Origin of the sequence: Arthrobacter sp. NtRootA1, assembly GCF_019976975.1 — a bacterium.
Lineage (GTDB): Bacteria > Actinomycetota > Actinomycetes > Actinomycetales > Micrococcaceae > Arthrobacter > Arthrobacter aromaticivorans.
In genome coordinates, this window is record NZ_AP024630.1 from 1,623,947 (window position 1) to 1,646,334 (window position 22,388).

The 22,388-nt window shown below is 62.8% G+C and carries 23 protein-coding genes; 17 read left to right on the top strand and 6 right to left on the bottom strand.

Annotated features, from left to right (window positions below):
- Positions 1–11: 11 nt before the first annotated feature.
- Both LDN90_RS07445 and LDN90_RS07450 read right to left on the bottom strand, forming a co-directional pair.
- Positions 12–740 carry a VIT family protein gene (locus LDN90_RS07445; protein ID WP_223948540.1) on the bottom strand — a complete coding sequence of 243 codons (729 nt, stop codon included), beginning with the start codon at positions 738–740 and terminating at the stop codon, positions 12–14.
- A 69-nt stretch (positions 741–809) separates the two neighbouring features.
- A complete protein-coding gene (locus LDN90_RS07450; RefSeq protein WP_223948541.1) occupies positions 810–1,901 on the bottom strand; it encodes a DUF4439 domain-containing protein in 1,092 nt (363 codons plus the stop codon).
- Positions 1,902–2,016: 115 nt separating this feature from the next.
- Here LDN90_RS07450 and rimP point away from each other — a divergent pair, with 115 nt between their 5' ends.
- Together rimP and nusA are read left to right on the top strand one after the other, a co-directional pair.
- Positions 2,017–2,628 carry a ribosome maturation factor RimP gene (gene rimP / locus LDN90_RS07455; protein WP_223948542.1) on the top strand — a complete coding sequence of 204 codons (612 nt, stop codon included), beginning with the start codon at positions 2,017–2,019 and terminating at the stop codon, positions 2,626–2,628.
- A complete protein-coding gene (gene nusA / locus LDN90_RS07460) occupies positions 2,628–3,608 on the top strand; it encodes a transcription termination factor NusA (RefSeq protein ID WP_216925293.1) in 981 nt (326 codons plus the stop codon). The genes rimP and nusA overlap by 1 nt, the downstream gene beginning before the upstream one ends.
- 152 nt (positions 3,609–3,760) lie before the next feature.
- Here nusA and LDN90_RS24285 read toward each other — a convergent pair whose 3' ends face one another.
- Positions 3,761–3,964 (bottom strand): hypothetical protein, encoded by a 204-nt coding sequence (locus tag LDN90_RS24285; RefSeq protein ID WP_346347012.1) that lies wholly within the window; start codon positions 3,962–3,964, stop codon positions 3,761–3,763.
- Here LDN90_RS24285 and LDN90_RS07465 point away from each other — a divergent pair.
- The 4 genes from LDN90_RS07465 to LDN90_RS07480 all read left to right on the top strand — a co-directional run bounded on the left by LDN90_RS07465 (position 3,884) and on the right by LDN90_RS07480 (position 8,324).
- The gene (locus tag LDN90_RS07465) at positions 3,884–4,138 is read left to right on the top strand and encodes a YlxR family protein (RefSeq protein ID WP_308169369.1); all 255 of its coding nucleotides are present in this window, start codon (positions 3,884–3,886) and stop codon (positions 4,136–4,138) included. The two genes, LDN90_RS24285 and LDN90_RS07465, sit on opposite strands and share 81 nt — an antisense overlap.
- 152 nt (positions 4,139–4,290) lie before the next feature.
- Positions 4,291–7,167 (top strand): translation initiation factor IF-2, encoded by a 2,877-nt coding sequence (infB, locus tag LDN90_RS07470; RefSeq protein WP_216925291.1) that lies wholly within the window; start codon positions 4,291–4,293, stop codon positions 7,165–7,167.
- A gap of 77 nt (positions 7,168–7,244) precedes the next feature.
- A complete protein-coding gene (gene rbfA, locus LDN90_RS07475; protein WP_216925290.1) occupies positions 7,245–7,748 on the top strand; it encodes a 30S ribosome-binding factor RbfA in 504 nt (167 codons plus the stop codon).
- 75 nt (positions 7,749–7,823) lie between these two features.
- Positions 7,824–8,324, top strand: a complete 501-nt coding sequence (locus LDN90_RS07480; RefSeq protein WP_216925289.1) for a nucleoside deaminase — start codon at positions 7,824–7,826, stop codon at positions 8,322–8,324.
- A 6-nt stretch (positions 8,325–8,330) separates the two neighbouring features.
- On the opposite strand, the gene LDN90_RS07485 is transcribed toward LDN90_RS07480, so the two are convergent.
- Positions 8,331–9,485 (bottom strand): pyridoxal phosphate-dependent aminotransferase, encoded by a 1,155-nt coding sequence (locus tag LDN90_RS07485; protein WP_223948544.1) that lies wholly within the window; start codon positions 9,483–9,485, stop codon positions 8,331–8,333.
- A 34-nt stretch (positions 9,486–9,519) separates the two neighbouring features.
- Here LDN90_RS07485 and truB point away from each other — a divergent pair, with 34 nt between their 5' ends.
- The 8 genes from truB to LDN90_RS07525 all read left to right on the top strand — a co-directional run bounded on the left by truB (position 9,520) and on the right by LDN90_RS07525 (position 17,234).
- Positions 9,520–10,452: a tRNA pseudouridine(55) synthase TruB gene (gene truB / locus LDN90_RS07490; protein ID WP_223948545.1), complete on the top strand. Its 933-nt coding sequence runs from the start codon at positions 9,520–9,522 to the stop codon at positions 10,450–10,452.
- Positions 10,453–10,454: 2 nt separating this feature from the next.
- Positions 10,455–10,808: a hypothetical protein gene (locus LDN90_RS07495; protein ID WP_216925286.1), complete on the top strand. Its 354-nt coding sequence runs from the start codon at positions 10,455–10,457 to the stop codon at positions 10,806–10,808.
- A 20-nt stretch (positions 10,809–10,828) separates the two neighbouring features.
- Complete coding sequence (locus tag LDN90_RS07500; RefSeq protein WP_223948546.1) at positions 10,829–11,284, top strand: hypothetical protein; 456 nt, start codon at positions 10,829–10,831, stop codon at positions 11,282–11,284.
- A gap of 67 nt (positions 11,285–11,351) precedes the next feature.
- A complete protein-coding gene (locus LDN90_RS07505; RefSeq protein ID WP_223948547.1) occupies positions 11,352–12,335 on the top strand; it encodes a bifunctional riboflavin kinase/FAD synthetase in 984 nt (327 codons plus the stop codon).
- A gap of 158 nt (positions 12,336–12,493) precedes the next feature.
- A complete protein-coding gene (gene rpsO, locus LDN90_RS07510) occupies positions 12,494–12,763 on the top strand; it encodes a 30S ribosomal protein S15 (protein ID WP_144652206.1) in 270 nt (89 codons plus the stop codon).
- A 239-nt stretch (positions 12,764–13,002) separates the two neighbouring features.
- Positions 13,003–15,252 (top strand): polyribonucleotide nucleotidyltransferase, encoded by a 2,250-nt coding sequence (locus LDN90_RS07515; protein WP_216925282.1) that lies wholly within the window; start codon positions 13,003–13,005, stop codon positions 15,250–15,252.
- 75 nt (positions 15,253–15,327) lie between these two features.
- The gene (locus tag LDN90_RS07520) at positions 15,328–16,671 is read left to right on the top strand and encodes a pitrilysin family protein (RefSeq protein ID WP_216925281.1); all 1,344 of its coding nucleotides are present in this window, start codon (positions 15,328–15,330) and stop codon (positions 16,669–16,671) included.
- Positions 16,672–16,772: 101 nt separating this feature from the next.
- Positions 16,773–17,234: a DUF1579 family protein gene (locus LDN90_RS07525; protein WP_216925280.1), complete on the top strand. Its 462-nt coding sequence runs from the start codon at positions 16,773–16,775 to the stop codon at positions 17,232–17,234.
- 44 nt (positions 17,235–17,278) lie between these two features.
- On the opposite strand, the gene LDN90_RS07530 is transcribed toward LDN90_RS07525, so the two are convergent.
- Together LDN90_RS07530 and moaA are read right to left on the bottom strand one after the other, a co-directional pair.
- Positions 17,279–17,545 (bottom strand): MoaD/ThiS family protein, encoded by a 267-nt coding sequence (locus LDN90_RS07530; protein ID WP_216925279.1) that lies wholly within the window; start codon positions 17,543–17,545, stop codon positions 17,279–17,281.
- Between the two features lie 4 nt (positions 17,546–17,549).
- Positions 17,550–18,674, bottom strand: a complete 1,125-nt coding sequence (gene moaA, locus LDN90_RS07535; protein WP_223948548.1) for a GTP 3',8-cyclase MoaA — start codon at positions 18,672–18,674, stop codon at positions 17,550–17,552.
- 203 nt (positions 18,675–18,877) lie between these two features.
- On the opposite strand from moaA, the gene LDN90_RS07540 reads away from it, so the two are divergent.
- Genes LDN90_RS07540 through LDN90_RS07550 form a run of 3 tightly spaced genes read left to right on the top strand, consistent with a single transcriptional unit; the run spans position 18,878 to position 22,369 of the window.
- Positions 18,878–19,609, top strand: coding sequence for a response regulator transcription factor (locus LDN90_RS07540; protein ID WP_223949265.1), 732 nt, complete (start codon positions 18,878–18,880; stop codon positions 19,607–19,609).
- Positions 19,596–20,795, top strand: a complete 1,200-nt coding sequence (locus tag LDN90_RS07545; protein ID WP_216925276.1) for a HAMP domain-containing sensor histidine kinase — start codon at positions 19,596–19,598, stop codon at positions 20,793–20,795. Before LDN90_RS07540 ends, LDN90_RS07545 begins: the two co-directional genes overlap by 14 nt.
- Positions 20,792–22,369: a molybdopterin-dependent oxidoreductase gene (locus LDN90_RS07550; protein WP_223948549.1), complete on the top strand. Its 1,578-nt coding sequence runs from the start codon at positions 20,792–20,794 to the stop codon at positions 22,367–22,369. Before LDN90_RS07545 ends, LDN90_RS07550 begins: the two co-directional genes overlap by 4 nt.
- Positions 22,370–22,388: the final 19 nt, after the last annotated feature.

The following is a 22,388-nucleotide window of genomic DNA, read 5'->3' on the forward strand; positions in this document are numbered from 1 at the left end:
CGGCAGTACCCTCAGAAAACGCCGCTGGCGCCCAAGAGGGTTCCGATCGAGAACGTGGCTGCAAGCGCCAAGGCTCCGCCCAACACCACCCGGGCTGCAGCGCGGAACCTGGGCGCCCCGCCAATCCAAGCCCCCACGGCTCCCGTGATCGCGAGAGCCAGCAGGACGGCAACAAACGTCAGTGGAACGCGCATTGCGGGGGGAGGGAGCAGGATGGCCAGCATGGGAAGCACGGCGCCCAAGGTAAACGCCACTGCCGATGCAAGGGCGGCGTTCCAAGGACTGACAATGTCGTCTTCGTGGATATTGAGCTCGGCGGACAGGTGGGCGGCAAGGGCATCATGCTTCGTCAGTTCTTCCGCCACTGTCCGAGCGGTAGGCGCGGTGAGCCCCTTCGCCTGGTAGATCGCGGCGAGCTCTTCGAGTTCTTCCTTCGGCTGCTCGGCGAGTTCCCGGCGTTCCTTCTCGATGAGCGACTTCTGCGTGTCGCTCTGGCTGCTGACGGATACATATTCGCCCAGCGCCATGGAAATGGCTCCGCCCACCAGGCCAGCCGTGCCGGCAGCAAGGATACTGCCGGTGTTGGTGGTGGCACCGGCCACGCCGACGACGATTGCGGCGACGGAGACGATGCCGTCGTTCGCACCCAGAACTCCGGCGCGCAGCCAGTTCAGCCGGTGGGCAAGGTCATCACGGTGCGGTTCGTTCTCGTGTGTGGTGGCAGTTTCTGCGGAAGCCATGCTTCAAGCCAAGCACTGGCGGGCCGCCTTGACCAGCATGGCTAGGCTCGCCTATCCCATCCGCCCTTTTTACTCACTGCGGGTGGGCGTCGGTAGGGGAGGCAAGTCATCGACGTCGAGCTCCAACCCCGGCAAGGCGGCAAGCGTGGCACCCCAATCCAAGCTCCTGCGGACGGCGGCCAGCAGGCTACTGGCAGCCCAGGCCCGGGTCTCTCCTGTCGAAAGCGCGATGAGGTCGCCAAATCCCTCCAGAGAGTCCGTTTCCAGAGCCCCCAAGCCCGCAGCCGGGTCTTCAGCGAACTGCGCAGGCAGCCTGTATCCGGCCTCCCGCGTAGGGACGTCGCCACAATTACGGCGGGTCAGGGCTTCGGCTTGTTGAAGCAGACGCTCGTGCACTGCAAGGTCCTTGGCGGCTTGGGCAGTTGCGCCAGCGTCCAAGCGCTTCAGCGCCACCTGATAGATGTAGACGGCTTCCTGTTCGGAGCGGACAGTGGCCGCAAGAGCCGCATCAGTAGTGGCAGCGCTTGCATCCGGGGTGGGGCTGACGGAAGGGCACTGGTGCACAGCAGATGTTGTGGTGGGCGGGTTACCGCTCGACGTCGGCGACGGTACCGGCACCTGCCACACCGCAGCCAGTTTTTCGCCCTGGAGAAGTTGGGCGGATCCGACGGCGGCGAGCAGCCGGGCGGTCCCGCCGTCGGCCTCGCGGGCGTCGTCCAGTCGTTGGCGGCCGCTGGCGGTCAGGCCAGCCACGACCGAAGCAGGCGTTGCTTTCGCGGCCGTGCCATCTTTATCGCTTGCCGTCGAGGTTGCGGAGGAGCCAGTCGGATCAGCAGTACCGACCATGGCGCTGGCTGCGGCCGAAGGTGGAAGGAGGGCCCTGGACTGTGTTGTCAGCAATGTCACAGCATTGTCCAGTGCGGCCGTTTGGGAACCGGATCCTGCGGCTGCCATCAATCCAGCAGCCGATTCCTGCAGGCTCTTGGTATCGGCGAAAGCGTCCGCGAGGGCAGATTCGGAGAACGAAACTTCAGGAGGAGTCCCGGAATCCCGCGGTAGAAGTACGATTCCCGTGCCAGCAACGAGCAGCGCAACCACGGAAATGAGAAGGAGCCGACCCCAAGCTGGAGATTGTCGTTTTTCCCTTGTCTGCTCGTCCACAACACACCATGGTGTCATGTGGACGGGCAGACAAGGGAAAGACCGTGCACCATGTGCTGCCGAAAATCGTTAGGCTAGTAGTCACAACAACATCTATCGGGAGGCGGCGGGCAACGTGAGTGACTCGGAAGCCACGACTTCAACAGACCGTACTGAGTCGGATTCAACGGCCACCATCCACAACCCGGAAGAGCGCAGGCTAAAGGCGCTGCTCGAACCGGCAGTCCTTGCCAACAGGCTCTACCTCGAGGATGTTTCCATCCACGTCGCCGGTTCACACCGCACGGTCCACGTCGTCGTGGATCTTCCGCAGGAGGAGACCGGAGGCGTCAGCCTTGACGCCATCGCAGATGTCTCGCGTGCGTTGTCCGATATTCTGGACAACGATCCCCACGACGACGGCCGTCCCTACGACCTCGAAGTTTCTTCGCCGGGAGTAGGCCGTCCGCTAACGGAACCACGCCACTGGCACAGGGCCCGCGGCCGCATGGTCAGGGTCAACGTGATCCAGGGTGAGAACGTCCTTGGCCGGATTGCGTCAGTAGATGACGCCGGCGTGACGCTCATTCCGGAGCACGAGGTCAAGAAGGGCATGAAGCCCAAACAGGGCGACCCCATCACTATTCCTTTCGACAGGATCCGCCACGGAAAAGTCGAGATTGAATTCAGCCACCTCCACGAGGCCGGGCTGGCAGACGAACACAATGGACCTTCCGAGGAGGCCTAATGGATATTGACATGAGCGCACTGAGACTCCTGGAGCGTGAGCGTGAAATCCCGCTGGACCTCTTGATTCCCACCATCGAGCAAGCGCTCCTGGTGGCCTACCACAAGACGCCCGGTGCCTTCGAGAAGGCCCGCGCCGAACTGGACCGCAAGAGCGGCCACGTGACCATCTGGGCAACGGAGATCGACGACGACGGCGAGGCCATCGGGGAGTTCGAGGACACCCCGGCCGGTTTCGGCCGCATCGCTGCGAGCACGGCACGCCAGATCATCCTGCAGCGTCTTCGTGACGTTGAGGACGATAACGTCTTGGGCGAATTCAAGGGTCGCGAAGGCGAACTCGTCGCCGGCATGATCCAGCAGGGCAACAACCCGCACATGATCCAGGTGAACCTCGGATCGGTGGAGGCCCTGTTGCCGCCACCGGAGCAGGTCCCTGGCGAGAAGTACATCCACGGCAGCAGGCTTCGTGCCTTCGTGGTGGATGTCCACCGTGGGGCGAAGGGCCCGTCCATTACGTTGTCGCGTTCGCACCCGGGCCTGGTCCGTAAGTTGTTCGAAATGGAAGTTCCGGAAATCGCGGATCGTTCAGTCGAGATTGTTGCACTTGCCAGGGAAGCCGGCCACCGCACCAAGATTGCGGTTAAAGCCAATACCCCGGGTGTCAACGCCAAGGGCGCCTGCATCGGCGAAATGGGCTCCCGTGTCCGTGCAGTCATGACTGAGCTCAATGACGAAAAGATCGACATCGTGGACTTCAGCGAGGATCCTGCGACCTTCATCGCCAACTCCTTGTCACCCTCCCGGGTGAATTCGGTCACTATCACGGACGAGGCAACGCGCTCGGCCCGGGTAGTAGTGCCGGACTACCAGCTCTCCTTGGCCATTGGCAAGGAAGGCCAGAACGCACGGCTCGCTGCGAAGCTGACCGGATGGCGGATTGATATCGTGTCCGACGCCGCCCCGGCCAAGGTCGACTAGCGATCGTTCCAGCGGCCTTGCCGTCCGCGCCGCGCTGGCGGTGCGGCCGGTTTCGGCTGTCCGGGGCCGGGGGGCTAGAATAGATGGAACCGGGCTTACGTCCGGTATCCGCGCGCTTTGACGTGCCTTATCTGCATGTGCAGTCTCGGCCGTCAGTGCAAGTTTGCAGAGGCAGGTAAGGACACGTCGTGGCTGAACTGCTTGAACCCGGCCACGGCCCTGTTCGTACGTGCATCGGATGCCGGAAGCAAGGCTCCCGGTCCGAGCTTGTCCGGCTGGTCGCCCAAGGTGGTGGTTCGTCCACTGTCCTTGTCGATGTTCGACGCCGGATGGCCGGCAGGGGTGCGTGGCTGCATCCCAGCGAAAAGTGCTTGGCATTGGCAATCAAGCGGCGTGCTTTCGGAAGGGCCCTTGCGGGCGCTACTGAAACAGGCGCCGTCGAAAGCTACTTCATGTCAGGCGCGCCACTTGTGGAGGCCCCGGCTGCCACAGGAAAACCGTCCAAACCTGAAAGCGGGTCAGAAAACTGATGGAAACCCGATGAGTTCCCAGCGATGAGTGCGTAACGATGACAACTTTGTTGCGCTCTGCAATGGGCCTTTCAGTCGCGCTAGCGGCAGGGGCCCGCAGTAAGAAGTAGACGGTTCGTGCCTGGCTCGGTGCGGACCGAGACAGGAGAAATGTGGCCAAGGTCCGCGTACATGAGCTCGCCAAAGAGCTCGGTATTACTTCCAAAGATGCAGTAACAAAACTGCAGGAATTGGGCGAATTCGTTCGCTCCGCCTCTTCCACCATTGAGGCCCCCGTCGTGAAGAAGCTTCGCGACGCCTACCCCGGTGCAGGCGCTGCCAAGGCAGCTGCCCCCGCACCTGCAGCCGCCCCCAAGGCTCCGGCTGCTCCCGCAACATCCCGTCCGGCCGCTCCGGCTCCGGGCCCCGCAGCACCCAAGGCTCCGGCTCCGGCAGCACCCGCCGCGGCGGCACCTGCCCCCGCTGCACCTGCTCCTGCGGCGCCTGCCCCGGCAGCGCCCTCGGCTCCAGCTGCGTCCACGCCGTTCTCGGCAAAGCCCGGTGCCCGGCCTGCTCCCAAGGCAGAAACTCCGGCTCCGTCCCGCCAAGGTGGCCAGGCCCCGCGTCCCGGCGGTCCCCGTCCGGGCAACAACCCCTTCGCCACGTCCCAGGGCATGCCCCGCGGCCGTGGTGGCGACGGCGAACGTCCGCCGCGTCCGGGCAACAACCCGTTTGCGACCTCGCAGGGCATGCCCCGTGCAGGTGGCCGCAATGATGGCGAACGCCCCGGTGGTCCCCGCCCCGCAGCAGGTGCAGGTGGTCCCCGTCCCGCAGCAGGCAGCGGTGGTCCCCGTCCGGGTGCTCCGCGTCCCGGTGCACCCCGTCCCGGTGGTGCTCCGCGTCCGGCTGGTGGCCCCGGTGGAAACCGGCCTACTCCGGGCATGATGCCCAACCGCACTGAGCGTCCCGCTCCCGGTGGCGCAGGTCGTCCCGGTGGCGCAGGCCGTCCGGGTGGCGGACCGGGTCGTCCCGGTGGCGCACCAGGTGCAGGTACCGGTGGCGGCGCTCCGGCCGGCGGTGGCTTTGGCAAGGGTGGCCGCGGTCGCGGTGGTACCCAGGGTGCCTTCGGCAAGGGCGGCGCCGGTCGTGGCAAGCAGCGCAAGTCGAAGCGTGCAAAGCGCCAGGAACTGGAGCAGATGAGTGCTCCGTCGCTGGGCGGCGTGTCCGTACCCCGTGGCGATGGCGAAACCATCATCCGTTTGCGCCGTGGTTCCTCCATCACGGACTTTGCAGAGAAGATCGATGCGAATCCCGCGTCGCTCGTGACCGTTCTGTTCCACCTCGGTGAGATGGCAACGGCTACGCAGTCCCTCGACGAAGACACCTTTGGACTGCTTGGCGCCGAACTTGGCTACAAGCTCCAGGTTGTTTCGCCGGAAGACGAAGAGCGCGAGCTGCTTGACCAGTTCGACATCAACATCCAGGACGAGCTTGACGCCGAGGGTGACGATGTCCTTGAGGCCCGCCCGCCGGTTGTCACCGTCATGGGACACGTTGACCACGGTAAGACCCGCCTGCTTGACGCCATCCGCAACTCCAATGTTGTGGCCGGCGAGCACGGTGGAATCACCCAGCACATCGGTGCTTACCAGATCAGCCACATCCATGAGGGCACGGCCCGCGACATCACGTTCATCGACACCCCCGGTCACGAGGCCTTCACGGCCATGCGTGCACGTGGTGCCAAGGTCACCGACATCGCGATCCTGGTTGTTGCAGCCGACGACGGCGTTATGCCGCAGACGGTGGAAGCACTCAACCACGCCCAGGCAGCCAACGTGCCGATCGTCGTCGCAGTGAACAAGATCGACAAGGAAGGCGCCAACCCTGACAAGGTCAAGGGTCAGCTCACCGAGTACGGCCTGGTTCCTGAAGAATATGGTGGCGACACCATGTTCGTTGAGGTTTCTGCCCGCCAGAACCTCAACATCGACGAACTGATCGACGCCGTACTGCTGACGGCCGATGCCGCCCTGGATCTGCGCGCCAACCCGGACAAGGACGCTCGAGGCATTGCCATCGAAGCGAACCTGGACAAGGGCCGCGGTTCCGTGGCCACCGTCCTGGTGCAGTCCGGTACCTTGGCCGTGGGTGACACGATCGTGGCCGGTACGGCCCACGGCCGCGTCCGTGCCATGTTCGACGAGAACGGCGAGGCCCTCGATGTCGCACTGCCGTCGCGTCCGGTCCAGGTCCTCGGCCTGTCCAACGTGCCGCGTGCAGGTGACACCTTCCTGGTGACCCCGGACGAGCGTACGGCCCGTCAGATCGCCGAGAAGCGTGAAGCTGCAGACCGCAACGCCGCACTGGCCAAGCGTCGCAAGCGCATCAGCCTGGAAGACTTCGACCAAGCCGTGGCTGAAGGCAAGATCGACACCCTCAACCTCATCCTCAAGGGTGACGTCTCCGGTGCCGTGGAAGCCCTCGAAGATGCCTTGCTCAAGATCGATGTCGGAGACGACGACGTTCAGCTCCGTGTCATCCACCGCGGTGTGGGTGCCATCACGCAGAACGACGTCAACCTGGCAACGGTGGACAACGCCATAATCATTGGCTTCAACGTCAAGCCCGCTGAGCGCGTCGCTGAACTGGCTGACCGTGAAGGCGTGGACATGCGCTTCTACTCCGTCATCTACGCGGCAATCGATGACATCGAGATGGCCCTCAAGGGCATGCTCAAGCCGGAGTACGAAGAAGTCCAGCTCGGTACTGCCGAAGTCCGCGAAGTCTTCCGTTCCTCCAAGTTCGGAAACATCGCCGGTTCGATCGTCCGCACGGGCATCATCCGCCGTAACACCAAGGCACGCGTTAGCCGCGACGGCAAGGTCATCGGTGACAACCTCACCGTTGAGACGCTCAAGCGCTTCAAGGATGACGCAACCGAAGTCCGTACTGACTTCGAGTGTGGTATCGGTCTTGGCTCCTTCAACGACATCTCCGAAGGCGACATCATCGAGACCTTCGAGATGCGCGAAAAGCCGCGCGTCTAGGTTCCGCTTGGAGCGGGTCCGTCGGGTAGCCCCGGCGGACCCGTTCCGCACCCGTTTCTACTTTCCAGGAGGAAGCCATGGCCGATCCGGCACGCGCTGCCAAGTTGGCGCAGCGGATAAAGGTCGTCGTCGCCGAGGCCCTCGGCCGCAGGGTCAAGGACCCGCGCGTCGAGTCCATCACGATCACCGACGCCCGCGTCACCAACGACCTTCAGCACGCCACCATCTACTACACCGTCTTTGGTGACGAGATAGCCCACGCCGACGCCGCCAGGGCATTGGAGAAGGCCAAGGGTGTGCTGCGACAGGAAGTCGGCCGCAACATCACCGTCCGGCTGACTCCCACCCTTGAGTTCGTTGCCGACCAGATTCCGGTCAACGCATCGAACCTTGAGGAGTTGCTCCGTGAAGCAAAGCGTCGCGACGCCGAGGTAGCCGCTTTGGCTGCCGGCGCCAAGCACGCAGGCGAGGCTGACCCCTACAAGGGCGAGGGCTCCGAAGAAATCGACGAAGACGACTTCGACGAAGAAGACATCGACCTCACGGACGATGACGAACTCGACGAAGACGCCAACCGCTAGAAGTTTTCTTGCAGAAAGGCCGGTTCCTCCTGAGGAACCGGCCTTTCTGCCGTCCATGCTCGTTAGTATCGGAGCATGTCCGCGCACAATGCACCGCAGCATGATGAATTCCTGAACCATGATGAATTCCTGAACCGGGCCATCCGGCTTGCTGTCCAGAACGTATCCGACGGCGGTGGGCCGTTTGGCGCTGTTGTCGTCACCCCGGACGGTAGCGTCCATGAGGGCGTGAACCGGGTAACGCGGGACAACGATCCGACGGCGCATGCCGAAGTGGTGGCAATTCGCCGGGCAGCAGCGGACATGGGCAACTTCGATCTCAGCGGCTCGGTGCTCTATGCCAGTTGCGAGCCATGCCCCTTGTGCCTCTCGGCAACCCTCTGGGCCAGGATTGGCCGCGTGTATTTCGCTGCGGACCGGCACGGAGCCGCCAGGGCCGGTTTCGATGATGCAGTGTTCTACGAGTACTTCGCTGGGACCCGGCCTGAGTTGCTTCCCGTAGAACATGCGCCGGTAGCCGCCTCCGAGGAGCCCTTTGAAGCCTGGCGCAACAACACCGAACGCACCGACTACTAGCGGCTCTTACGCCCGGGCAGGAAGCCGGCTGACGCCGTCGAGCAGTCCCTGCTGATCGCCGCACAGCGCAATCCGGATCCAATCCTCGCCGATCGACCCAAAGGCAGTGCCCGGCGCGAACGCGACTCCCGAATCGGCCAGAAAGGCGTGGACCCAGGCCCGGATATCGCCGCCACTGACGTGGGAAACGTCAGCCCACAGGTAGAAGGCCCCCTGCGCGCCAAGGAACGGAATGCCCTTGCTTTCCAGGACGGCGGAGGCGGCATCGCGGTTGCTCCTATAGTGGTTTCGCGCCTCGCTCACGTAGTCCTGGGGGCCGGTCAACGCGGCCAAAGCGGCATACTGCGATGGTGAAGCAACGCAGGAAACGATCGCTTCCATGACATTGTTCATTTTCTTTTCCAAGCCCGGCGGGCAGATCAAGGCTCCGATCCGGAGGCCGGTGAGTCCGTAGGTCTTGGACAGCGTCAGGGACGTGAAGACGCGCGCCTCACCGGGGATGTCGCTATCGAACCGGGCAGGGCTGACATGCGGGACGTCAAAGGTGAAGGCCTCATAGCACTCATCGGAGAGGATCCAGAGATCGTGCCGGACGGCGAGTTCCACAAGCTGCCGGGTTGCGTCCTCGCTGATGACTGCGCCCAGGGGGTTGGATGGCGAGTTCAGCATGAGGACCCGGGTCTGCGGAGTGATGAGGGCTTCAATGTCCTCGATGTCCGGCTGGAAGTCGTTATGCGGGTACAGGGGATACGGAACGGGGACTGCGTTCAGGAGTCGGCTGGTTATGGCGAAGGTGGGGTAGCCGGGGTTGGGCAGGAGGATTTCATCCCCGGGGGAGAGAAGCAGGCTCATGGCGAAGTGCAGGCCTTGTTGGGCTCCGTCCACCACGTAGACGCGTTCGGCACCGATATCCACGTGATGATGCTCACGGAACCTCTTGGCGAAGGCTTCGCGGAGCGCTGGGATTCCTGCGTTCGGGGTGTAGTTGGTTTCGTCCCGTTCAAGGCATGCAATTCCGGCGTCGAGGACGTGCCGTGGGAGTGCAAAGCCCGGTTCGCCGATGCTGAGCACGATCGCCCCTGGGATGGTCCATGCGGCCTCGGTGATTTCACGGATCTGGTTCACGGGGACGTCGCGGACGTGTGCGGCTAGCTCAGGCATGGGAGCTATCCTAGCCACCCATATACTGGTAAGCGTGCTTTCTGGACTGGTAATCGTTGACAAACCGCAGGGATGGACCAGCCATGATGTGGTTGGCCGGATGCGGCGGCTGGCTGGCACCCGGAAAGTGGGGCATGCGGGCACGCTCGATCCCATGGCTACCGGCGTGCTGGTACTGGGGATCAACAAAGCCACACGGCTCCTGACCTACATTGTGGGGACGTCCAAGACGTACACGGCTACCATCAGGCTCGGCGAGACCACCATCACCGATGACGCCGAAGGCGAAGTCACGGAGGCGCGCAACGCGGCGGACGTCAGTGAGGACGCCATTGCAGCGGGCGTCGCAGCCCTCACCGGTCCCATTCAGCAGGTACCGAGCAGCGTCAGTGCTATCAAGGTCAACGGTGAACGCTCCTATGCCCGCGTCCGCTCCGGCGAAGAAGTCAAGCTTGCGGCGCGTCCTGTCACGATCCACCGCTTCGATATCCACTCCATCACAAGGATCGACGGCGGCCGGGTAGTCGACGTCGAGGTCACCGTTGAGTGTTCTTCCGGCACCTACATCCGGGCCTTGGCCCGTGACCTTGGCATCGCTTTGGGCGTCGGAGGACATCTCACTGCCTTGCGGCGAACCCAGGTGGGCCCTTACACGATCGAGCAAGCGCGGACGTTGGAAGAACTCGCCGGGGAACTCGAAGTCCTCGACATGTCCGTTGCCGCACGTTCCCTGATGCCCAACCGGGAATTGAGCGACGAAGAAACCACCGAGATCTCCTTTGGCAGGCGCATCGCCGCAGGCCCCGGTGCGGGAACGTCCGCTGCTGCCACCGCTGAGAAACCTGCCGCAGCGTTCGCGCCGTCGGGGGAGCTGGTGGCCCTGCTGGCCGATACCGGGAGTTTCGCGAAGCCTGTACTGGTCTTTGCCCCCGGAACGGGAACCGCCACAGTAGGCGAGGAAAAGTAGGCATGGACGGCTATTTCTACTCGATCCTTATTGTTGGTTTGGTCTCCACGATCGCGTGTGTCGTGGCAGGTTTGATGAAGAAAGCGCCAAACGACGTCACAATCTTCTCCGTGCTGGCTGTAGAGCTGGCCCTGCTGGTCTACCTGGTTGGCTCGATTGTCAGGGTCGCCCTGGGTGAACGGATGGCCGGTGAAGCCTGGGAGTTCTGGGGATACCTGATCACGGCGTTGATGATTCCGCTGGGGGCCGTGTACTGGGCCATCCTTGAACGGACCCGTTGGAGCAACTTCGTCCTGGCGGCGGTGGGCGTCACAGCGCTCGTCATGGCCGCCCGCATGAATCAGATCTGGTACTGACCTTGAAGGAAAAACGACACATGACTGGAACCGAGACTGAGGCAAATGCCGGCCGGACACCCCAAAAGGACACGCGGAACACCGGCCCGGGACGCTTGCTGATCGCGGTTTATGCCGTCTTCGCACTCTCGGCCACTGCCCGCGCCGGCTATCAGATTGCCACCAAGTTTGCCGAAGCTCCGCTGGCGCATATCCTCTCCGCGTTCGCCGCCGTCGTCTATGTCGTAGCGACCATCTCACTGGCAAAACCGGGCCGAACGTGGTTCAAAGTGTCGTTGGCCGCGGTTCTCGTGGAACTCCTCGGCGTGCTGGTGGTTGGAGCCATAAGCCTGTTCGATCCGGTGGCCTTCCCGCATGACACTGTGTGGTCGCTGTTTGGGCGCGGTTATGGTTTCGTCCCGCTCGTGCTGCCCATCCTTGGACTCCTGTGGTTGAACAAGAGGCGGCCGTCCAAGGCGAACAGCCACAGCGGGTAACCTTAGAATGTTCCGGCGCCGGGAGGTTGCCGGGCGGAACGAATATCTGCAGTAAAAGGCGAGGTTGATGGTCCACATCTGGAACGATCCCACCGAAGTCCCCGGGGACTTCGGACCAACAGTCGTTACCATCGGGAACTTTGACGGCGTCCATCGTGGCCACCAGCATGTTCTCGCGCAACTGACAAACACCGCCAAACGGCACCATATCCCTTCAGTGGCCGTGACGTTTGATCCCCACCCGGCCCAGGTCCACCGCCCGGAATCCGCCCCGGAGCTGATCATGGGTCTCCAGGACAAACTGGACGCCCTCGGCGAAACGGGCGTGGACGCTGTCCTGGTCATGAAGTACACGCTGGACCTTGCCTCCATGACACCCATCGAGTTTGTCCGCCAAATCCTCCTCGATGCCCTTCATGCCGAGCACGTTGTGGTGGGCCACGACCTCCGTTTCGGCGCAGGGAATGTGGGTGACGTCGTCACCATGCAGGAACTCGGCGAGCAGTTGGGCTTTGGCGTCCAGGTGGTCAATGAGTATGGCGCAGGTGGCTTCCCGGTCCACGACGACGGCGATTCCGACCGCCGTTGCTCCTCCACCTGGGTGCGGGAAGCCTTGTCCGAAGGCGACGTCGTAACGGCTGCCGCCGTTCTGGGACGCCCCCACCGCATGCGCGGCGAGGTAGTTCATGGAGCTGCCCGCGGGAGGAACCTCGGTTTCCCCACCGCGAACCTTTCGCATGATTCCACAGGGTACGTACCAGCGGACGGTATCTATGCAGGCTGGTTGATAGACCAGTCCGGAACGCGGTGGCCCGCTGCAATTTCCGTCGGCTCCAACCCCACGTTTGACGGTGTGAGCCGTCAAGTGGAGGCCCACGTTATTGACCGTCCCGAGGAGAATGTGGAGGACTTTGACCTCTACGGCCAGACTGTTGCGGTCGAATTTACCCAGCGCCTCCGCGGCATGGTGGCATATCGCGGGCCCGAGGCCCTGGTGGAGCAGATGTGCCTGGATGTAGCCCAGGCACACGAGCTGCTGACCCAGCGCTAGCGGTATTTCGACAACAATGCTGACCTGCCGGTAAACTGTTACTGGATCCGGCTGCAGTCCGTGGCGGCTGGACCTGTTTTTGTGTGCGGAGACGCATCGGAAGCAACCCGTCAGCGAGGCGCTGCATCGGGAGGCACGGCACAACTCTAGGAGTTCACGTGGCACTTGACGCCGCTGTAAAGCAGTCCATCATCAAGGAATACGCAACCTCTGAAGGCGACACCGGTTCGCCCGAGGTCCAGGTTGCAGTCCTGACCCAGCGGATCAAGGATCTGACTGAGCACATGAAGGAGCACAAGCACGACTTCCACACCCAGCGCGGTCTGCTGGCCATGGTTGGTCGTCGCAAGCGCATGCTTTCCTACCTGAAGAACACTGACATCGCCCGCTACCGTTCGCTTATCGAGCGCCTCGGCCTGCGCCGCTAGTCTGCCTTTGGGGGCGGCCCGGTCCCTCGCGGAACGGGCCGCCTTCTTCAAAAACAACTAAAAAAGGAATCAACCGCATCGCGCATTCGCGGTCCTCGGTAGTGATTCCCGGGAAGAAATCGGCGACGATTTGCCCGTGGATCTCGATCGATGACCGGGTGTCGTACAGGCCAGGAATAAAGAAGAGGCCTGGGTTGATGCGGCGGACTTCCGCTAAATCAGAAACGGAGGTGACTCTCATGGAGGGTCCCGAAATCCAGTTCTCCGAAGCGATTATTGACAACGGCCGTTTTGGCAAGCGTGTCATCCGCTTTGAAACCGGCCGCCTTGCCAAGCAGGCTGCCGGCGCTTCGATGGTCTACATCGACGAAGACACCGCACTTCTCTCGGCAACTACCGCAGGCAAGCAGCCGCGCGAAGGCTTCGACTTCTTCCCGTTGACGGTTGACGTCGAAGAGCGCATGTACGCTGCCGGACGTATCCCGGGTTCGTTCTTCCGCCGTGAAGGCCGCCCGTCCACGGAAGCCATCCTGGCTTGCCGCCTCATGGACCGCCCGCTGCGCCCGGCCTTCGTGAAGGGCCTGCGCAACGAGGTCCAGATCGTCGTCACCGTCCTGGCGATCAACCCGGACGAGCTCTACGACGTCGTAGCCATCAACGCGTCTTCCATGTCCACGCAGCTCTCCGGCCTCCCGTTCTCCGGCCCGATCGGTGGCGTCCGCGTTGCCCTCATCGCCGACGAACAGGGTTCGCAGTGGGTTGCCTTCCCCAAGCACTCGCAGCTTGAGAACGCCGTGTTCAACATGGTTGTTGCCGGCCGCATTGCCGGGGACGACGTCGCCATCATGATGGTTGAAGCCGAAGCAACGGACAACTCCTGGAACCTCATCAAGGAACAGGGTGCAACTGCTCCCACCGAAGAAGTTGTTTCCGAGGGCCTCGAAGCCGCAAAGCCGTTCATCAAGGCTCTTTGCGAAGCCCAGGCCGATCTTGCGGCCCGCGCAGCAAAGCCGACCGTCGAGTTCCCGGTCTTCCTGGACTACCAGGATGACGTCTACGCAGCTGTGGAAGCCGCTGCTGCCGACAAGCTGGCTGCAGTCTTCCAGATCGCCGACAAGCAGGAGCGCGACAACGCTTCCGACGAGCTCAAGGACGAAGTCCTGGGTGCACTCGCCGGCAACTTCGAAGGCCGTGAAAAGGAGCTGTCCGCAGCTTTCCGCTCGGTCACCAAGCACGTTGTCCGCCAGCGCATCCTCAAGGACCAGGTCCGCATCGACGGCCGTGGACTCACGGACATCCGCCAGCTGACCGCCGAGGTAGAGGTTCTGCCCCGCGTTCACGGTTCTGCGATCTTCGAACGTGGCGAAACCCAGATCATGGGTGTCACCACGCTGAACATGCTCAAGATGGAACAGCAGATCGACTCGTTGTCGCCGGTAACGCGCAAGCGCTACATGCACAACTACAACTTCCCGCCGTACTCCACCGGTGAGACCGGCCGCGTCGGTTCCCCGAAGCGCCGCGAAATCGGTCACGGCGCCCTCGCAGAGCGCGCCCTCGTGCCGGTTCTGCCTTCCCGCGAGGAATTCCCGTACGCCATCCGCCAGGTATCCGAAGCCCTCGGTTCCAACGGTTCGACGTCCATGGGTTCGGTATGTGCTTCGACGCTCTCCATGCTCAACGCAGGTGTCCCGCTGAAGGCAGCTGTTGCCGGTATCGCGATGGGCCTGGTTTCCGACCAGGTTGATGGCCAGACCCGCTACGCAGCCCTGACCGACATCCTCGGCGCCGAAGACGCATTCGGCGACATGGACTTCAAGGTTGCCGGTACGTCCGAGTTCGTCACGGCCATCCAGCTGGACACCAAGCTCGACGGCATCCCCGCTTCCGTGCTGGCCGCAGCGCTGAAGCAGGCCCGCGAAGCCCGTCTCCACATCCTCGAGGTCATCAACGCAGCGATCGACACCCCGGACGAGCTCTCCGAGTTCGCCCCCCGCGTCATCGCCGTCAAGATCCCCGTAGACAAGATCGGCGAGGTCATCGGCCCCAAGGGCAAGATGATCAACCAGATCCAGGAAGACACTGGCGCGGACATCTCCATCGAAGATGACGGCACGGTCTACATTGGCGCCACCAACGGTCCGTCTGCTGACGCAGCACGTTCCGCCATCAACGCCATCGCCAACCCGCAGGTACCGGAAATCGGTGAGCGCTACCTGGGCACGGTCGTCAAGACCACCACCTTCGGCGCTTTCGTTTCCCTTACCCCGGGCAAGGACGGCCTGCTGCACATCTCCGAGCTCCGCAAGCTTGCCAACGGCAAGCGCGTGGACAACGTTGATGACGTCGTCTCGGTTGGCCAGAAGGTCCAGGTCGAGATCACCAAGATCGACGACCGCGGAAAGCTTTCCCTCTCCCCGGTGGTTGCCGAGGAAGAAGGCGCAGCCTCCGAGGAAGCTGCGGAAGAAGCCGAAGTTTCCGCAGAGTAGTCTGTAAGCAGTACCCGGAGGGGCCGGTGGGCTGAAAGGTCCACGGGCCCCTCTGGCTTTACCCGAAAGGTCTTAATGACTGTCGTACCCTTGCCTTTGGAGCAGACACTTCCCGGCGGCGACCTGATCCATGGTGCCGAGGGCGGTTCCGTCGTACGGCGTTCGGTCCTGCCCGGCGGCGTCCGCGTCCTCACCGAGGCAATGCCCGGACAGCGTTCGGCCACCATCGGATTCTGGGTGGCAGTCGGTTCCCGCGATGAGGCCGATGGTCAGCACGGTTCTACGCACTTCCTGGAACATCTCCTGTTCAAGGGCACCAAGCGTCGTACCGCCTTGGAAATTGCTTCAGCCTTTGATGAGGTGGGTGGCGAGTCCAACGCTGCGACTGCCAAAGAAAGTACCTGTTACTTCGCCCGCGTGCTCGATTCGGATCTGCCGATGGCCATAGACGTCATAGCGGACATGATCACCGGTGCTGTCCTGGATCCGGCGGAGCTGGAACAGGAACGGGACGTCATTCTTGAAGAAATCGCCATGGACAGCGATGACCCAACAGACGTAGCCCACGAAAAATTTGTTGCAGCCGTACTCGGCAGCCACCCACTCGCGCGTCCTATTGGCGGAACGCCGGACGCTATCAAGGCAGTAGCCAGGGACTCGGTCTGGGAGCACTACCAGCGCTACTACCGTCCGGAAGAACTGGTTATTACCGCGGCTGGCGGTTTGGACCATGACGTCGTCTGCGATCTCGTGCAGAAGGCGTTGGAAGCAGCCGGCTGGCAGCTGGATCCGGATGCAGCTCCCGTAGATCGTAGGGCCACCAACCGTGCCGTGATCACGGGCACATCCGGCCTTCAGGTGGTCAAGCGTCCCGTGGAGCAGGCAAACATCATCATGGGTTGCCCCACTATCGTGGCAACGGACGATCGCCGATTCGTCATGAGCGTGCTCAACGCCGTGCTGGGAGGCGGAATGTCCTCCAGGCTTTTCCAGGAGATCCGCGAGAAGCGCGGCCTGGTCTACTCCACGTATTCCTTCACCGCCGCGTACGCCGATGCCGGCTATTTCGGCATGTATGCAGGCTGCACGCCGTCAAAAGTGCGCCAGGTGCTTGATCTTCTTGGTGTTGAGTTGGACAAGCTCGCCAAGGAGGGCATCACGGAGGAGGAGCTCCGGAAGGCCGTGGGACAACTCAGCGGCGGCATCGTCCTCGCCCTCGAGGACACGGGCTCGCGCATGTCCAGACTCGGCCGAGCGGAACTCGTATCCGGGGAGTTCCAGGATATTGACGAGACATTGGCCCGGATCAAGGCAGTCACTGTGGACGAAGTCCAGGAACTCGCCCGGGAACTGGCCGCAGCTCCCCGCACCATCACCGTCGTCGGGCCGTTTGAAGAAAGTGAGACCTTCGGTCTTTAGGACGCAGCGCGTCCAGCTGGTCCGCCATCTCTGGACTCCCGCACTGTAAGCAGGGCAGCATGATCACAGGATCATGCTGCCCTGCTCACATTGGAGTCGTGATGGATCTGCCGCCAAAAGGACATGCCGCAGAACTGCTGCAAGACTTCATCGGACATTGGCGGGGCATCACGGAGATAGCACAGTCTCCTTGGGGTGCGGCGCGGACTGCGGAGGCCGAAGCCGTTTTCACGCAAGCGGCCGGGGGCTACGCCGTTGTGCAGAGCTACCGACACCGTGAGCCGGATGGAACGCACTTCGAAGGGCACGGGATGTTCACGGTGGATCCTGCCCATGGGGAAACGCTCTGGTATTACGTGGACAGCATGGGCCGGCCGCCAACTGCCCCTGTGCGAGGTACATGGCATGCGGGGACGCTGACAGTGGAACGGCGAACGCCGGAGGGCGTAGCCCGGCACGCGTTCCGTGTTGAAGATGGCGTCTTGGTGCACACCGCGGAACTACGGCTCGAGGGCACGGCCGAGTTCAGTCCCTTGCTCAAGAGCGTGTTCCGGAAAACCTGACGGCCAAGCGCTGCAGGACGCGCGGGGTTTGTTGACTGTGCTGTTTAGCCGCCTGCGAATGGAGGAAGGACGTCGATAACGTCCTCGGCGCCTAGAGGAGCAGAAGCGTCTCGAACCGCTACTTCGTTCCTGAGGAAGCTGCTACGGGCCACGATGCGGGCAAGCGTTGGTGTCCCCTCCGGAGGCATCGGACGTTCGACGGCGAGGGCAGCTTCGAGCAGAGCCTCGAGGCTGGATCCTTCCGGGAGCGGATGGATCTCTTCCTCGACACCCGCAGCGGCGCGTGCGGCAGCGAAGTAACGTACAAGCAAGGGTTTAGCCTCCGATTGCGCTCATGCTGCGGTCCGGCTGCACGAAGTCCGGTGCGCCGAGACCGGTGTGGTCCATGCCGTGGGCTTTGGGTTTGACCCACATGGCGTCCTGCCAACGTTGGGCAAGCTCGTCATCCGTCGCACCCTCCCGAAGCAGTCCGAGGAGATCGAACTCCTCACGGGAGAACAGGCAGCTCATGATCTTGCCTTCAGCAGTGATCCGGGTGCGGCGGCAGTCTGAACAGAACGGTTCGGTCACCGAGGCGATGATCCCGACTGTACCGAGGACCGCCCCTGTAGCTTCACCCGTTGCCTGCTCCCGGCGTCGTACTTCAAAACGTTCGGCAGGGGCGCCGTCCCGTTCGCGTGGATCCGGGCTGAGGACAAAGTCCTTTGACATCAATTCGCGGATTTCAGCTGCAGTGATCATGTTGCGCCGGGTCCAACCATGGTCCGCGTCCAGCGGCATCTGTTCGATGAAGCGAAGTTCGTAGCCACGGTCCAAGGCCCAAGCGAGGAGGTCCGGTGACTCGGCATCGTTGATGCCCCGCATCAGCACGGCATTCAACTTGACTGGGCCGAGACCGGCGGCCCACGCGGCGTCCACGCCGGCGAGGACACGGTCCAGGAAAGGCCTGCGCGTGAGCTTGGTGAAGGTTTCCTCGTGGAGCGAATCCAGGGAGACGTTGATCCGGGTGAGTCCTGCAGCCTTGAGGGCGGCCGCTTTCTTGTCCAGGCCCACGCCATTGGTGGTCATCGAAATGGGAAGTTCGGGGTGTTCGTTCCGGATGCCTGCTATGACGTCAACCAGGTCCGCACGGACCAAGGGCTCACCGCCGGTAAGCCGCAGTTCCCGCACGCCCAGGGCGTTAACGCCTACACGCACAATCCGAATGATCTCGTCTTTGGTCATCACCGCCTGCTTGGAGAGCCATTCCAGCCCTTCAGCAGGCATGCAGTACGTACAGCGGAGATTGCACTTGTCTGTCAGGGATAGGCGCATATCAGTCGCCCGGCGTCCGTAGCGGTCCCACAAACCGGTGGGCGTGCCAGCCGGACGCGGCGGCGGAACCGGGCCGCCTGCAGCGCTGCCCGAAGGAGGCACAGGCATGCCTAGCTGAACACTCATGAATTCAGGCTACGCCACCCTGGCCTGAACAGTGATACCGGCTACATTTCGTTTCACTCAGCGGACAGTGTTCGGATGTTCCTGGGAAGGTAGCGGTCATGTCCCGTGCCGTAGCCAGTTCTTACGGAATGCGGACATTCCCCCGGAAGTGACCCGTATCCGGTGCCGGGCAGCTCCCGCGTACCTATGCTGAAAGCGTGACCATGCAATCGGCATCATCAGCGGCAGAGCCTGGTAATCGCCGCATCCTTCTCGTCGAAGACGAGCAGACCATTGCTGATGTCGTCCGCGACTATCTCCTGCAAGCCGGATTCCAGGTTGACGTAGCCGGGGATGGGTTCTCGGCGCTTAGGCTCGCTGCAACCCGACAGCCGGACCTTGTGATTCTGGACCGCATGTTGCCAGGACTGGACGGTGTGGAAGTGTGTCGTCGACTCCGCCAGAGCATGAGCGTACCGGTCATCATGGTTACGGCCCTGGGAACCGAAGATGACCGCATCCTTGGCTTGGAAATGGGCGCGGACGATTACGTCACCAAGCCGTTCTCGCCGCGGGAGCTTGTCCTTCGCGTCAAGTCCGTGCTTCGCCGCAGCGTCAAGGAATTCTCCCCCGAACCCCCTGTCGAATTGGCAGGCTTTGAATTGGATCCCGCGTCCCGGACCGTCACTCATTTTGGAACGCCGCTGACGTTGACAGTGCGTGAATTCGATCTTCTGGCCTTCATGCTGCGCCGGCCCAACCAGGTCTTCAGCCGGGAAGAACTCATCAAAGCAGTCTGGGGCTGGGACTTCGGCGATCTTTCCACCGTGACCGTCCACGTACGGCGCCTCCGCGAGAAGATCGAAGTCAACCCCACCAAACCTGAGCTCCTAAAGACCGTTTGGGGCGTTGGCTACAGGTTCGACGCCAAGGGGGATGGCCATGGAGGGCACTGAGCTTGCCACCATCCTTGCCTGGGTACTCCTATGGGCAGTGGTCATCGGTGCCATCACGCTCGTGCTGCTGCGCGTCCTTCGCCGCGCCTCTGTGTTGGCCCAGATCTGCCTCGTAGTGGTGGCCACCGTGGCTGTCCTCGTGGCAGGCATGGTCAGTGCATTCAACGCCATGTTCATTTCTGCCAGGGACCTTGAGGTCATGTGGTACATCCTGGCCATGGCTTCGGCGGTAGCGGTGGCCTTATCGCTCGTGCTGGGAGCCGGGGTATCCCGGAACGCGGCGCGCCTTGTGGCGGCAGCCAGGAAACTCGGCCGGGGCGAAACCCTGGACCACAGCAGTAAAAACGGAAAGCGGGCCGAACCTGCCATGACCTCGGAACTCGCTGAACTGGCCCAGGAACTGGAGGCCAGCAGCCGTAACCTTGCGGAATCGCGTGCCCGGGAAGCCGCCATTGAAACCGCGCGGCGCGAACTCGTCTCGTGGATTTCACATGACCTCCGTACTCCACTTGCCAGCATGCGCGCCATGACCGAAGCCCTTGAGGACGGCATGGTGGCCGATATCCCGGAGTACTACCGGAAGATCATCGGGCAGACGGAACAAATGACTGCCATGGTCAACGATCTTCTGGAGTTGTCCAAGATCCAGGCTGGAAGCCTTCGCTTGCGCGCCGAGTCACTGGACCTCTATGACCTTGTCAGTGATGCTCTATCCGATCTCGCGCCGCTGGCCGCCCAACGTGGCATTACGCTCACCGGCGGGGGAGACCGCGAGTGTATGGCCGTAGCCGATGGACCCAGCATGGCCAGGGCGATCCGGAACGTGCTGCTCAACGCGATCATTTACAGCAGGCCGGACACGGACGTACACACCAGCGTCGGGCGGGACAATGGAAACGCCGTGGTCGCAGTGCAGGACCACTGCGGGGGCATCCCTGAGGAGGACCTTCCCCACCTGTTCGAAACCGGCTGGCAGAAGGACCCTTCACGGGGGAGCCCGGCGGGACCGCAGGGAAGCTACAGCGGAGCAGGAATCGGATTGAGCATGGTGGCCGGCATCGTCAAGGCGCATGGGGGAGCTGTGAAGGTGGAAAACGTCGACGGCGGTTGTCGGTTTGCCCTGTCGCTTCCGGCGGGCTCCCTTCCGGCAGCATCTGTCGTGGATCGCCAAGGAGGCGCAGCATGAGAAAGCCTGGATTCTGGGCTGCGGTTGCCGGGGTGGCGGCCGGGGCAGCAGGCATTGCAGCAGGCGAACTGAGCGCCGGGTTCCTCAGCCCCCTCGTTTCGCCAGTGACGGCACTGGGCGGTGCCGTCATCGATTCCGTTCCTCCCGGAGTGAAGGACCTTGCCGTGCAGCTCTTCGGCACGGCGGACAAGATCGTGCTGGTAGCTTCCATCCTGATCGTGGCTGTGGTTCTGGCTGCCCTGGCCGGAATTCTGGAGCGGCGTCGAACCGGACTCGGACTAGTTCTGGCGGCCTTGGCAGGCGCGGCGGGCCTAAGCGCCGTCCTGACCCGGGCCCAAACAACACCGCAGGCCGCTTTCGCTCCCATCGTGGCCGCCGTCGTCACCATGCTGCTGCTCCGCACGCTGATTCGACGGCTAGGCACCTGGGCGCCGGCACGTGAAGCGTCATCCGGCGTGGTGACATCAGCTCCAGCCGGTGCCTCACCTCACCCGGAACCTGCGCCTCTGGCACGCCGGAGCTTCCTGAACGCCCTGGGGGCCACATCGCTTGCGGCGGCTGTCGGGGGAGTGGTCACCAGCATCCTTACGCGGGCCACAACCGTAGCTTCCGGTTTCAGGGGCTCTTTGACGCTGCCAGCTCCATCGACGACGCCGCAGGCTATCCCTGCAGGGGCCTCGCTGCCGCTGGAAGGGATCAGTCCCTTGGTGACACCGAACCCTGACTTCTACCGTATCGACACCGCATTGACGGTTCCGGCCATCGACCCTCCACAGTGGAAATTGAAGGTGACCGGAATGGTGGATCGCGAGGTCGAACTCGACTTCGCGACGCTCCTCACCAAGCCCATGACGGAGCGGCACATCACTATCGCGTGCGTGTCCAATGAAGTGGGCGGCGACCTCATCGGTAATGCCCTGTGGCTTGGCTGGCCTGTACGGGAACTCCTGGCCATGGCGGGCCCCAAACCAGGGGCAGACATGGTGCTTTCCACCAGCAACGATGGCTGGACAGCAAGTACGCCCCTGGAAGCGCTCACGGACGACCGCGACGCCCTCCTTGCGGTTGGCATGAATGGTGAGCCGCTGCCCCTGGAACATGGATTCCCAGTGCGGATGATCGTGCCGGGACTCTATGGCTTCGTCTCGGCAACCAAATGGCTCACCGAACTCAAGGTCACCCGTTTTGCTGACGATATCGCTTACTGGACTCCCCGAGGCTGGAGTGATCACGGCCCCATCAAGACGCAGTCCCGCATTGACGTACCCCGTAGTGGTCGCACGGTCAAAGCCGGAAAAGTGCAGTTTGGCGGCGTTGCCTGGGCCCAGCATCGCGGCGTGGACCACGTGGAACTCCGCGTGAACCGCGGCCCTTGGCGGCAGGCGGCGCTCGCACCAGGGATATCCACCGATACCTGGTACCAGTGGCAGCTGGGCATTGATCTCACACCCGGCACCTATGAAGTCCAGGTGCGAGCCACTGACTCTACCGGCAAACCGCAGAGCGAAGACCGGACCCCTGTGGCTCCCGACGGCGCCACCGGCTACCACACCATCAACGTCAAGGTCACTTAAGGCCCTACTCTGGGTACGT

What these genes read in the sequence shown, in the direction of transcription:
- LDN90_RS07545 (WP_216925276.1), top strand. Translation starts at nt 19,596, where the DNA reads ATGGAGGGCACTGAGCTTGCCACCATCCTTGCCTGGGTACTCCTATGG.
- LDN90_RS07500 (WP_223948546.1), top strand. Translation starts at nt 10,829, where the DNA reads ATGACTGGAACCGAGACTGAGGCAAATGCCGGCCGGACACCCCAAAAG.
- LDN90_RS07485 (WP_223948544.1), bottom strand. Translation starts at nt 9,485, where the DNA reads ATGCCTGAGCTAGCCGCACACGTCCGCGACGTCCCCGTGAACCAGATC.
- rbfA (WP_216925290.1), top strand. Translation starts at nt 7,245, where the DNA reads ATGGCCGATCCGGCACGCGCTGCCAAGTTGGCGCAGCGGATAAAGGTC.
- LDN90_RS07540 (WP_223949265.1), top strand. Translation starts at nt 18,878, where the DNA reads ATGCAATCGGCATCATCAGCGGCAGAGCCTGGTAATCGCCGCATCCTT.
- LDN90_RS07480 (WP_216925289.1), top strand. Translation starts at nt 7,824, where the DNA reads ATGTCCGCGCACAATGCACCGCAGCATGATGAATTCCTGAACCATGAT.
- LDN90_RS07515 (WP_216925282.1), top strand. Translation starts at nt 13,003, where the DNA reads ATGGAGGGTCCCGAAATCCAGTTCTCCGAAGCGATTATTGACAACGGC.
- LDN90_RS24285 (WP_346347012.1), bottom strand. Translation starts at nt 3,964, where the DNA reads ATGCAGCCACGCACCCCTGCCGGCCATCCGGCGTCGAACATCGACAAG.
- LDN90_RS07505 (WP_223948547.1), top strand. Translation starts at nt 11,352, where the DNA reads ATGGTCCACATCTGGAACGATCCCACCGAAGTCCCCGGGGACTTCGGA.
- LDN90_RS07445 (WP_223948540.1), bottom strand. Translation starts at nt 740, where the DNA reads ATGGCTTCCGCAGAAACTGCCACCACACACGAGAACGAACCGCACCGT.
- LDN90_RS07525 (WP_216925280.1), top strand. Translation starts at nt 16,773, where the DNA reads ATGGATCTGCCGCCAAAAGGACATGCCGCAGAACTGCTGCAAGACTTC.
- moaA (WP_223948548.1), bottom strand. Translation starts at nt 18,674, where the DNA reads ATGAGTGTTCAGCTAGGCATGCCTGTGCCTCCTTCGGGCAGCGCTGCA.
- nusA (WP_216925293.1), top strand. Translation starts at nt 2,628, where the DNA reads ATGGATATTGACATGAGCGCACTGAGACTCCTGGAGCGTGAGCGTGAA.
- LDN90_RS07520 (WP_216925281.1), top strand. Translation starts at nt 15,328, where the DNA reads ATGACTGTCGTACCCTTGCCTTTGGAGCAGACACTTCCCGGCGGCGAC.
- LDN90_RS07550 (WP_223948549.1), top strand. Translation starts at nt 20,792, where the DNA reads ATGAGAAAGCCTGGATTCTGGGCTGCGGTTGCCGGGGTGGCGGCCGGG.
- LDN90_RS07495 (WP_216925286.1), top strand. Translation starts at nt 10,455, where the DNA reads ATGGACGGCTATTTCTACTCGATCCTTATTGTTGGTTTGGTCTCCACG.